This is a genomic window from Entomobacter blattae (genome assembly GCF_014672835.1).
GTDB lineage: Bacteria > Pseudomonadota > Alphaproteobacteria > Acetobacterales > Acetobacteraceae > Entomobacter > Entomobacter blattae.
Window position 1 is genome coordinate 1,809,276 of record NZ_CP060244.1, and the last position, 12,444, is coordinate 1,821,719.

At 46.0% G+C, this 12,444-nt stretch carries 6 protein-coding genes and 1 tRNA gene; 6 read left to right on the plus strand and 1 reads right to left on the minus strand.

Annotation, left to right across the window (positions count from 1 at the left end; genetic code table 11):
• Positions 1-178: 178 nt before the first annotated feature.
• Positions 179-265, minus strand: a tRNA-Leu gene (locus tag JGUZn3_RS08070).
• Positions 266-510: 245 nt separating this feature from the next.
• Between JGUZn3_RS08070 and JGUZn3_RS08075 the strand changes: the two genes are divergently transcribed.
• The 6 genes from JGUZn3_RS08075 (at position 511) to JGUZn3_RS08100 (ending at position 12,433) form a co-directional block, all read left to right on the plus strand.
• Positions 511-1,461 (plus strand): complex I NDUFA9 subunit family protein, encoded by a 951-nt coding sequence (locus tag JGUZn3_RS08075; protein WP_203413045.1) that lies wholly within the window; start codon positions 511-513, stop codon positions 1,459-1,461.
• 148 nt (positions 1,462-1,609) lie between these two features.
• Positions 1,610-2,734: a homoserine O-acetyltransferase MetX gene (gene metX / locus JGUZn3_RS08080; RefSeq protein WP_203413046.1), complete on the plus strand. Its 1,125-nt coding sequence runs from the start codon at positions 1,610-1,612 to the stop codon at positions 2,732-2,734.
• 14 nt (positions 2,735-2,748) lie between these two features.
• Positions 2,749-3,348 (plus strand): methionine biosynthesis protein MetW, encoded by a 600-nt coding sequence (gene metW, locus JGUZn3_RS08085; RefSeq protein ID WP_203413047.1) that lies wholly within the window; start codon positions 2,749-2,751, stop codon positions 3,346-3,348.
• Between the two features lie 281 nt (positions 3,349-3,629).
• Positions 3,630-5,120, plus strand: coding sequence for an NAD(P)-dependent oxidoreductase (locus JGUZn3_RS08090; protein WP_203413048.1), 1,491 nt, complete (start codon positions 3,630-3,632; stop codon positions 5,118-5,120).
• A 17-nt stretch (positions 5,121-5,137) separates the two neighbouring features.
• Positions 5,138-9,700 (plus strand): glutamate synthase large subunit, encoded by a 4,563-nt coding sequence (gltB, locus tag JGUZn3_RS08095; RefSeq protein WP_238996957.1) that lies wholly within the window; start codon positions 5,138-5,140, stop codon positions 9,698-9,700.
• 201 nt (positions 9,701-9,901) lie between these two features.
• A complete protein-coding gene (locus JGUZn3_RS08100) occupies positions 9,902-12,433 on the plus strand; it encodes a cation:proton antiporter (RefSeq protein WP_203413049.1) in 2,532 nt (843 codons plus the stop codon).
• Positions 12,434-12,444: the final 11 nt, after the last annotated feature.

Consider the following 12,444-nt stretch of genomic DNA (forward strand, 5'->3'; position numbering starts at 1 on the left):
GGAGTGGGAATATGCTTTTTTGGGAGAGAGGTGGGTGGCCAGACTACAACAGTAAGGTTTTTCTTATTTATTTTTTAAGGGGAGAAGGAACGGTTTGCTAAAATAGAGCGATAACGTAATTGTGCTTACACCCAATTACACCAAATGATCACATAAACCATTGAAATAAAAAAATTAATGGTGCCCAGAAGAAGACTCGAACTTCCACAACCTTGCGGTCACAGGTACCTGAAACCTGCGCGTCTACCAATTCCGCCATCTGGGCATAAACCAAATCTGTAAGCTTATTATCCCGAAAAAAAGATAGGGTCAATGCTTAGGAAGGATTTTTTCCATTTTGGTTTCCATTTTCAAAAGAAAAATTCTGTTCGAAGTTTAACGGATCTCCTCTTGGCTTTTGAGGTTATTAAGAAGTATAAGAGAGCCGGCTATGTTATGATATGAGCAGGTATTTCTGCCCATGGGTAAGAAATAGTCCTTGTGGCTTACCAATTGCGGATGAAAGAAATTATGGAAACACGTAATATTGTTACAATTTTTGATAGTAACAGCCCATTAATTCATTATGTTGTCAAACGGTTGGCTGCACTGGGGTATATCATACGTGTTGCGTCTTCCCGTCCTGAGCAGCTGGCATGGTTACGGATGCTAGGGCGTGTTGGCCAAATAGTGCCACTCTATGCCAATTTAAAAGATGAAGACACTTTAACGCGGGCTGTGGAAAGTGCCCGTTATGTTATTAATATTTCTGGTCGGGGACGTGGCCGCTCTAAGCTTGATTTTCAAAGAAATGGCGTTAAGGGAGCAGAATTTATTGCCCGGCTTTCTGCAGCTGCCGGAGTTGAGCGGTTATTCTATATTTCTGTGCTTGGGGCTGAAGAAAAAAGCGCTTCATCATTCTTAAAAAGCCATTTTTTAGCAGAGCAAGCAACGATCCAGCATTTCCCACAGGCGACAGTGTTCAGAACGTCGGTTGTTTTTGGCCCAGAAGATAGGTTTTTAAACGTATTGGCAAGCTGGGGAAGGTATATGGTTATTATGCCTGTAATTTACCCTGATACACGCCTGCAACCCGTCTATGCAGGGGATATAGGTGATGCATTACGGATAGCCCTTCAAACCCCAGCCACGGCTGGAAAAGTTTTTGAGCTTGCTGGCCCACGAGTATGGACAGTCCGTGAGCTTATGACCATGATCATGCAGATAACCCGCAGACCACAGCCTTTAGTCAATGTTTCTCCTGCGTTAATGCGAATGGCAGGACATTTACTCAGATTTTTACCGGGAGAGATCGTAACACCAGATATTATTGATCTTCTTGTTTCTGATTCGATAGAGAGCGGAATGTTGCCAGGGCTATCTGCACTTGGGATTGTTCCGACGCCTGTAGAAATGATTGCTTCTTCTTATTTGTTTCGGTATAGGGTGGGCGGTGAGAAAAGGCCCATTGAGGCTGTATAAGAATGTGCAGTCCAAAAACTTGCTTCTCTTGTAAAAAGCTTTAGGAATAGCTTCGTTTGGGGTTTTGCTCCGGCTGAGATTATCGTATATTTTTCCAGGAGTTTTTAAGTAAGGGAAATAGAAACTGGATATATCTGCAGCTATACAAATGTCTTTATCGCTTAAGCTTGAGCATGGTATTGAGCTGGATTGTGGGGTGGTTTTACCTTCTGTCCAAGTGGCTTATCAGACATATGGAACCCTTGCCGACAAGAAAGATAATGTGATCATTATCTGCCATGCGATGACGGGCGACCAATATGTTGCAAGCCATCATCCTGTTACAGGAAAAGAAGGATGGTGGAGTCGTATCGTTGGGCCAGGGTGCGCTATTGATACGGAGCGGTTTTTTGTTATTTGCATGAATGTGCTTGGAAGTTGCATGGGCACCACTGGCCCGGCTTCCCTTAATGAGCAGACAGGTAAAATATGGGGAACAGATTTTCCTCCTATTTCCATTCGTGATATGGTGCGTGTGCAATATGCAGCTCTCCAACAGATGGGAATTGAGACTGTAAAAGCTGTTATTGGAGGGTCTATGGGGGGAATGCAGGTTTTGCAATGGGCTGCGCTGTATCCGTCTGTGGTGGAATCGGCCATGGTTGTTGCTTCCTCTCCTTATCAGTCTGCGCAGAATATTGCCTTTAATGAGGTGGGCAGGCAGGCGATTATTAACGATCCGAACTGGCACCAAGGGGCTTACTTCCATTACAATACGATTCCAGAACAAGGCTTGGCTGTTGCCAGAATGGTTGCTCATATCACTTATCTCTCAGAAGTTTCTCTTAACAAGAAATTCGGGCGTAAGATTCGTCCTCAATCCTTGCTAAACCAGGCCAGTAGGCAGTTTAGATCGGGAACGTTTTTAGGGAATATTTTTGAGGTGGAAAGTTACCTGCATTATCAGGGGTCAATGTTTATTAAACGCTTTGATGCCAATGCCTATATTACTATTACGCAGGCGATTGACCGCTTTGACCTGGCCGCAGAATATGAAGGTTCACTGGTTAATGCGTTTAAAGGAACAGGAATACGGTTTTGTATTGTTTCCATTTCATCAGATTGGCTTTATCCAACCGCACAATCTCGCCAATTGGTTCAGGTTCTTAATCAAGTGGCAGCGAATGTCTCTTTTGTGGAAATTTCTAGTGATCGTGGTCATGATGCTTTTCTTTTGGATGTTCCAGAATTTGAGATGGTCATGCGAGGATTTATGAACCCGCGGTTAGCATAGAAAGAGGGGTTTATATGCGAGCAGACCAAAAACAAATTGCCCTTATGGTCGAACGGGGTAGCAAAGTTTTAGAAATTGGTTGTGCTGAAGGGGAATTGCTGGAGTATCTCCAAAATATGGGATGCGATGCCCGTGGTGTGGAAATAAGCCACGAGAGGGCTATAACAGCTGTTAGTCGGGGTCTTTCTGTTGTGCAGGGTGATGCTGATTCGGATCTTACCTCTTACCCTGATCATTCATTTGACTATGTTATTCTTTCTCGTACCTTGCAAACAGTAAAAAAACCTCATCTTGTTTTGCAAAATATGCTCAGGATCGGGCGGCATGTGATTGTTTCTTTTCCTAATTTTGGGTTCTGGCAAATTCGCCTATCCCTCCTGAAATCGGGCCGAATGCCCATGACAGCCCTATGGGCCACCCAATGGTATGAAACCCCCAATATTCACCCTTTTACCATTTTAGATTTTCTCTCTCTCAGCCAGGCTCAAGGGGCTCATTTGGAAAAAGGGATTGTGTTGGATAATGCTGGCCGCCCTTATCCCTTCAAGGGTACGGGCAAAATTGCTAATTTATGGGGGAGAGAGGGCATATTTATGCTTTCAGCCCTTAATTAGTACCATATCGGACATAATTTCTTTTGTGATCAAAAAGAATCTCTGGGTATCTCTGGGTATCTCTGGGCTCTTCTTTTGTTATTTTTTAGGGTTTCGATCTGTTTTACTTATTAAAATTAAAATAGGTCAGTATTTCTGTCTTTTTTTTACTCCCTCATTACTATAGATGCTAAATCAACGAAAAAAAGAGATTATCACAATAAGCGCTCGGGTTAAGTCTTGGGGATGTGGGCCTGTAAAATTTGGCCACAAAACCAGAAGCCATGTTTAGGAGAATGGGTATGGTTGAAAAAATGCTCAAATTTGTGTCATTAGGGCAGAACCGCCCTCATAAACGAAAGGCACAGGATCGTAAGCGGGATTTTCAGGAAATTTATGATCGTTTCGATAAACCCCATGCCGCCCAACAAGCTAGCCGGTGTTCACAATGTGGTGTTCCTTTTTGCTCCATTCATTGCCCACTTCATAACAATATCCCCGACTGGCTTAAACTCTCCGCTGAAGGTCGGTACCAGGAGGCTTATGAGGTTTCTGCTGCCACGAATACTTTCCCCGAAATCTGTGGCAGGATTTGCCCTCAAGATCGGCTTTGTGAAGGCAATTGTGTCATTGAGCATGATTTTAATAGTGTGACGATTGGGGCTGTTGAAAGTTTCCTTACGGATACGGCCTTAGAGAATGGGTGGGTAAAGCCTGTAAAACCCCAAGGAGAAAAGGGGCAGTCCGTTGGCATTATAGGGGCAGGCCCTGCTGGGCTTGCTGCAGCAGAACAGCTGCGCCAGCAAGGGTATAAGGTGCATGTTTATGATCGTTACGACCGGATTGGGGGGTTGCTTATGTATGGCATCCCAACCTTCAAGCTTGAAAAATATATTGTTGAACGCCGTCAAAAGCTTTTTGAAGAAGCAGGCATTATTTTTCATCTTAATATGGGAATTGGGGATCATGATGGCTCAGGAATGATATCTTTTGCCACATTACAGGCCAAACATGAGGCAGTTTTAATTGCGACAGGGGTGTATAAGGCCAAGGAAATGGAATGTATTGGCAGTAATCTTACTGGTTGTGTCAAGGCGCTGGATTACTTGGTTGCCTCTAATCGTGTGCTCATGGGGGATGCTGTTGCCGATTTTGATCAGGGGCTGTTAAATGCTAAAGGGAAAAATGTTGTCGTGATTGGGGGCGGTGATACGGCAATGGATTGCGTAAGAACAGCTATTCGCCAAGGGGCTCGTTCTGTAAAATGTGTCTATCGTCGTGACCGTGCCAATATGCCGGGCTCTGCGCGAGAAGTAAAAAATGCTGAGGAAGAAGGTGTGGAGTTTATTTGGCTGGCCTCACCAGAGGCAGTGTTGGGTGAAACCCATGTGACAGGGGTGCGGTGTGCCCAAGTGCGTCTTGGTTTACCTGATCAGTCTGGCAGGCAATCTGTCATGCCGATAGAAGGTGAGGGGCTGACCATAACGGCCGATCTTGTTATTAAGGCTTTGGGGTTTGATCCAGAACCTTTGCCTGTCTTGTGGAATCAGCCAGAGCTGGGCCTTTCGCGTTGGGGTACCGTTATGGTTGATGAGCATACTTTTATGACGAGCCTGCCGGGTGTCTTTGCGGCTGGTGATATTGTGCGTGGTGCGTCTTTGGTTGTATGGGCCATCCGCGATGGGCGGGATGCTGCAGAGCAAATTCATACATGGCTTGACTCTAACCCATACCATGAGCGCAAGAGTTATAAAACACATGGCCAAAAGAAGCAGAAGATACAGCAAGGTTAGGCGAGGAGAGGCAAATGATGCAAAAAGATAGTCAACACATGGTCGTAAAAGCAATTCCCCAGGAAAGTGGTGAGGAGTTTGTAGCGGCCTGGCAGGAAAATGCCCAACGCCTGGCTGGTACCTACTCTGCAGCGCAAGAGCATGATTCCTGTGGCGTGGGTGTGGTTGCAGCCCTTGATGGGCAAAAACGCCGTGATGTGGTTGAAGCAGGCATTGCTGCCCTTAAGGCCGTATGGCACCGTGGCGCTGTGGATGCTGATGGCAAAACAGGCGATGGTGCGGGTATTCTTGTAGAAATCCCACAGGATTTTTTTGTTGAGGCTGTTCTTAATGGCGGGGATCAGGCCGATGGGGGCGTGATTGCGGTTGGAATGGTTTTTCTCCCCAAAACAGACCTTGCAGCCCAAGAGCAGTGCCGCCAGATAGTGGAAACCGAAATTCTGGAATTTGGTTATGGAATTTACGGGTGGCGGCAAGTGCCTATTGATACATCGTGCATTGGGGAAAAGGCAAATGTGACCCGTCCCGAAATTGAACAAATTCTTATTCGAAACGCTTTAGGGCGTTCTGAAGAGCAGTTTGAGCAAGATCTTTATATTATTCGCCGCAGGATCGAAAAAAGCGCCATTACTAATCAGGTCGATTTATATATTTGCTCCTTATCGTGTCGTACGATGGTCTATAAGGGGATGTTTCTGGCAGAACATTTAACAACCTTTTACCCCGACCTGCTAGATGAACGTTTTGTTAGCCGCTTTGCTATTTATCATCAGCGTTATTCCACAAATACCTTTCCCACCTGGAAGCTTGCCCAGCCTTTTCGAAAATTGGCCCATAATGGTGAGATCAATACACTCTCAGGCAATATTAACTGGATGAAAAGCCATGAAACACGGCTTTCTCATCCCAGTTTAGACTCCTATATGGCCTCTATTAAGCCCGTTATTCAGGCTAGTGGATCCGATACCGCGGCACTCGATAACGTTTTTGAGCTCCTGACTTTTGCCGGTCGTGATGCCCCAATGGCAAAAACCCTCATGATTCCTGCTGCTGCGGGGCCAGATACTGCCATTCCTGAAGAATGGAAAGATATGTATCATTATTGTAATGCGGTTATGGAACCATGGGATGGGCCGGCTGCTATTTGTGCAACTGATGGCCGCTGGGTTATCGCAGGGCTAGATAGAAGTGGTCTTAGACCTTCTCGTTATACCATTACCACCAAGAACCTCCTGATTGTTGGTTCTGAGACAGGGATGGTGCGCGTTCCTGAAAATGAGATTCTCCGCCTCGGCCGCCTTGGCCCAGGAGAGACTATTGCCCTTGATTTACAGGAGAAAAAACTTTACTCCCCCACAGAAGTCGTGGATATGCTGGCAAAGCGCCATCCTTTTTCTCAATGGGTTAAGAAAACTCAGAATATCCGCTCAATTGTAGGAGCAGAGGAAGATGAAGATACGCTCTATTCTACAGAAGAGCTCAGAAGGCGTCAGCTTGCGGTAGGGGCGACCCTTGAAGAAATGGAGGCTGTTTTGCAGCCTATGGTAGAAGATGCTGTAGAGGCTGTTGGCTCTATGGGGGATGATACACCCTTGGCCGTGTTATCAGGGAAATATCGGGGTTTAGCCCATTATTTCCGTCAGGGATTTAGCCAGGTTACCAACCCCCCGATTGACAGCTTACGGGAAACCCGGGTGATGACGCTTGCTACCCGTTTGGGAAATTTGGGGAATATCCTTGACCAGTCTGAATCCCAATGTGATATGTTAAAGCTCCCAAGTCCTGTGTTAACGACCAGTGAATTTTCGGCTTTACAGAAATTTTGCGGCTCGAATGGTGTAACCATTGATTGTACTTTTGCAGTAGAAGAAGGCGAGGCAGGCCTTAGGGCTGCCCTTACTCGTATTAGGCAGGAAGCAGAAGATAGTGTCCGTCAGGGGTGCACCCATATCTTTCTTACCGATGAACATCAGGATGAAGGCAGGGCCCTTATCCCTATGATTTTGGCTACAGCGGCCGTGCATACCCATTTGGTCAGGCAGTCCCTTCGGACATTTGCCTCATTGAACGTTCGCAGCTCCGAGGTGTTAGATGTTCATGCTTTCGCCGTCACCATTGGGGTGGGGGCAACAACCGTCAACGCTTACCTAACTCAGGAGGCCATAGCAGAACGCCACCGCAAGGGACTGTTTGGGGCCATGTCCTTAAAGGAAGCAGTAAACCGTTACCGTAAAGCGGTTGATAAGGGTCTGCTGAAAATCATGGCCAAGTTTGGCATTTCGGTCTTGGCATCTTATCGCGGGGGGTATAATTTTGAGGCTATAGGCCTTTCTCGTGCTTTGGTTGCAGAGTTTTTCCCTGGTATGCCTTCTCGGATTTCTGGTATTGGGTTACCTGGTATTGCCCAGAATGTGAGCCAACTTCATTATAAATCGTGGAATAATAGCAGCGTGCCGTTGCCCATTGGGGGGTTTTACAAGCTGCGAGACAAGGGGGAGCAACATGGGTTTGCCCCAAACGTTATCCATATGTTGCAAAGGGCAGTATCAACAGATAATTTTTCTGCTTATCAACGTTATGCAGATACTATTCGCCGTCAGCCTCCCATTGCTTTACGCGATCTTTTGGATTTTAACAGCAAACGGAGCCCTATTTCCGTTGAAGAGGTTGAAAGTATTACCCAGCTCCGTAGGCGGCTGGTTTCCCCAGGGATATCGCTGGGAGCATTAAGCCCAGAAGCCCACGAAACCCTTTCCATAGCCATGAACCGTATTGGGGCTAAATCCGATTCTGGTGAGGGGGGGGAGGACCCTTCTCGTAATAGACCGCGCCCGAATGGTGATAATGCCTCCTCAGCAATTAAACAGATTGCTTCTGGGCGCTTTGGGGTGACTGCGCAATATCTTAATGATTGTCGTGAAATTGAAATTAAGATGGCGCAAGGGGCAAAACCAGGTGAGGGAGGGCAGCTTCCTGGCTTTAAGGTAACGGGCATTATTGCAAAGTTACGCCATGCTCTGCCAGGGGTAACATTAATCTCTCCTCCTCCTCATCATGATATTTATTCCATTGAGGATCTGGCTCAGCTGATTTACGATTTAAAGCAGATTAACCCTTACGCGACTGTGGCCGTCAAACTGGTTGCCCGTTCAGGTATTGGGACTATTGCAGCCGGTGTTGCCAAGGCCAAGGCTGATACTATTCTTATTTCAGGGCATTCAGGCGGAACGGGTGCAGCACCACTGACATCGGTAAAATATGCTGGTCTGCCTTGGGAGATGGGGCTGGCAGAAGCTCACCAGGTTCTTATGCTTAACCGCCTGCGCCATCGGGTAACCTTGAGGGCTGATGGTGGCCTTAAAACGGGGCGTGATGTGGTGATTGCAGCCATGTTGGGCGCTGAGGAATTCGGTATTGGTACAGCAAGTTTGGTGGCGATGGGCTGTCTTATGGTTAGGCAATGTCATTCTAATACCTGCCCGGTTGGCGTTTGCACCCAAGATGAGCAGTTAAGGCAGAAATTTATGGGCACGCCTGAAAATGTTATAAACCTATTTTCTTTTATTGCTGAAGATGTTCGGAATATTCTGGCCTCGCTTGGGTTTTCTAGCTTGAATGAGGTCATTGGTCGTACAGATCTTCTCAAGCAGGTTTCCAGAGGGGCTTCTTATCTCGATGATCTCGATCTGAACTCACTCCTTGCCCAGGCTGATCCGGGTCCGCATGCGCGTTACTGCACCCGTGAAGGGCGTAACGAGGTTCCAGATACCCTGGATGCCCAAATGATTGAAGATGCTAAACCCTTATTTGATCATGGTGAGAAGATGCAGCTGGAGTATAATGTACAAAATACTTTACGTGCAATTGGCACGCGGATTTCATCTCATATTGTTCGCCAATTTGGGATGAATTCTCTTGATGCAGGCCATTTAACCGTAAGGCTTAGGGGGTCTGCTGGGCAGTCACTTGGGGCATTTGCGGTAAAAGGGTTAAGGCTTGAAGTCATGGGAGATGCCAATGACTATGTAGGGAAAGGCTTATGTGGGGCAACCATTATTGTTAGGCAGCCGCCGTCTTCTACCCTTGTTTCTAACCAGAATGCTATTATCGGTAATACGGTTTTATATGGGGCAACAGCGGGCTATCTTTATGCAGCTGGTCAAGCTGGTGAACGGTTTGCTGTGAGAAACTCTGGCGCTACAGCTGTGGTGGAGGGGTGTGGGTCTAACGGATGTGAATATATGACCGGTGGGTTAGTGGTTGTTCTGGGTAAAGCTGGTGATAATTTCGGTGCTGGCTTTACGGGTGGTATGGCCTTTGTATTTGATGCAGATGGAAGTTTTGAACAAAGAATTAACCCTGATACCCTTTATTGGCAGCGTGTATCTGATCCACAGTCTGTTGCAAAACTAAAAGAGCAGATAGAAAACCATGCTCGGGAGACGCATAGCCACTTCGCCCAGCTATTGCTGCATGAATGGGAGGATGTTTTGCCAAAATTCTGGCAGATTATTCCCAAAGAATACGCTAAGGCGACAGGGTTTAAACTCTCGGCAAAAGAAATTGCCAAAACGGCCTGATTTTAGGCCATATTGTGTGATTGTTAATAGCTTATAAAAGAATAGGCCTGATTTTGAGGACAGGCCTATTCATTATTTTGTTTTTATACAGTTTAATGTACAGGATTTTATATTTTTGCAATTAGGGCGAATAAAGCTCTAAAATATAGAAAAAACAGTCAGTCTCCTTGAAAAGGGACGATTAAGAAAAGAGGAGGAACGATGTACATTACGGGATTGGCGGCTGTTTTGCTGGCAACTGCTGTTTTGCTGGTTATTGTTAGTACAGTGCAGCCCTTAGCCCGTAGGCTTGAACTTTCGGAAACTGTTCTTCTCGCTGTCGTGGGAATTTCTATTGGGGCGGTCGCTGACTTTGCTGTTCGTATGCCTCATAGCCATATGATGGATTCACTTATAGAAATCCTCTTGGATTTTCCTATGAGTAGTGAAGCCTTCTTGTTTATTTTCCTGCCTATATTGGTTTTTCAGGGAGCCTTGGCCATTGATGTCAGGCGCCTAGTGAGAGAGACAGCAACAGTGCTCTTGCTGGCTGTGGTCGCGGTTATTGTTTCTACTGCCACCATTGGGTTGGCTCTTTACCCTTTTTCTAATGTGCCATTAGTGGTTTGCTTGTTGGTAGGCTCTATTGTTGCCACAACTGATCCCTCGGCTGTAGCAGGAATTTTTAGAGAGATTGGAGCAGCAAGCCGGCTTCTTCGCCTTGTTGAAGGAGAGGCCCTGTTTAATGATGCGGCAGCTATTGCTATTTTCTCTGTTTTTCTGACCGCTATTATGTCCCACCGGGATATCCATGTAGGAGAGGCATTTTTAGATTTTTTAATCTCATTTGGCGGAGCTGTGATTGTTGGGATTATCCTGGCAAGGCTTACGCTAATGTTTATCGTTTCTCTGGGGGCAGCTCCAGCTGCAGAGGTCACTTTAACAGTGGCTCTCCCTTATTTATCCTATATTGTTTGTGATGAGATTTTCAGATTTTCAGGGGTAGTGGCCACAGCGGTGGCAGGATTAACCATTTCAGTTTATGGACCTTCTACATTTCATCCACAGACCTGGCGCTTCTTGCAACAATTATGGCAACAGTTGGTATTTTGGGCAGGCTCCTTGGTGTTTATTATGGCCTCCATGCTGATTCCTCGCTTATTAATCGGCATGACTCGGTGGGATTTTGTGCTGATTTTAATTGCATCAGCAGCTGGGTTATTAGCGCGGGGTTTTGTTGTGTTCGCCATGCTTCCGCTTCTTTCAGTTTTACGCCTTTCACCCCCTGTGCCGTTTCCATTTAAAATGACAATGGCATGGGGTGGGTTGCGTGGTGCTATTACACTCGCACTGGCACTTGCTGTTACGGAAAACGAACAGGTTTCAACGCCTATAGCGCATTATGTGGGGATTATCGCCACAGGCTTTGTGTTGATTACCCTTTTGGTTAACGGAACCACCTTAAGGGCTATGGTGGTATTTTTTAAGTTGGATCAGCTTCCTCCCATTGATCAAGCCTTAAGACATCAGATTATCGGCATTGGATTGGGGGAGGTGCGAGATAGAACACGTAGGTTGGCAGGGGAACTCCGCTTTTCGGCCCAAACCACCAATACTGTGATAGAAACCCTTAATGAACGTATTGAAGAAGAGCAGGAGGTTAATAATTTTGATACGGCTCTGGGTGACAGACAGCGTGTGATTCTAAGCCTTATTACCATTGCCTCTCAGGAGCGCTCTATTCTGCTGGATTTATTCCGTATGCGGGGCCTACCCAGACGAGTGATGGAGTTGTTGTTGCGTGGTGCTGATTCTATGATTGAAGCAGCAAGGCTTGAAGGGCGTTTTGGGTATCTTAGGGCCCAAAGAAGAAGATTGCGGCCGACACTGGCATTTCGGTTTGGACAATTTGTGCATAATCATTTTAGGATAGACTATTTTTTAGCCCTTGGCCTTATTGAACGTTTTGAAACATTAATTATCGCCCATCTCGTTTCCCAATCTCTAGACCGATTTATCCGCCGACGGATCGAGCCGACCTTAGGGCCCCGTATTACAGAGATTGTTACAGAAGTCCAAGATCGCCAGAGCAAACAGCTCTCTGATGCTATGGGAACCATTCGGCTGCATTATTCAGGATATATGGAAGCTCTGGAAGTGCGCATTCTTCGCCTACTCTCTCTTCGGGCAGAAGGGGAGGAGTATGATGAACTTCTAGCAGAATCTCTTATTAGTGAAGAATTGCATAGCGAGTTGTTTAAAGATGTGGAGAGGAGAGAAAACCGATTTGGCAAAAGGCTAAGGCTGAATATTAAAAGCGGTATCGAGCGCCAGGTGTGTAGTTTGCCTGCTTTTAGAAATGTTTCAGAAGCAGTTTTACAGCATTTGGTGACGGTTTTTTCTATTCATTTCTTTTCTCCTCAAGAGGAAGTGTATCGAAGAGGAAAAAAGATAAAATATATCTATTTTATTAGCTCTGGATTGATGGATGCCCATATTGCTGAACATGATGTTCATTTTAGCTCTGGGGACGTTTTGGGTGCAGAAGAGGTTATGGAAGGAGAGCTTCGTGCTCGTGCTACCATTCGGGCTGTGGAGTTTGGCCATACATTAGTATTAAGCCGTCGTGCGTTTATTAAGATATTGCAAGACTATCCTGTTATTGCAACAAACATTAGAACGATTATTAAATCTAAGAAAAGCTTGTTGGCACCGCAGGAATTTCTTCTTTTACCTCCACCCTCCCAAAGCTGAAGCTCTGTAGA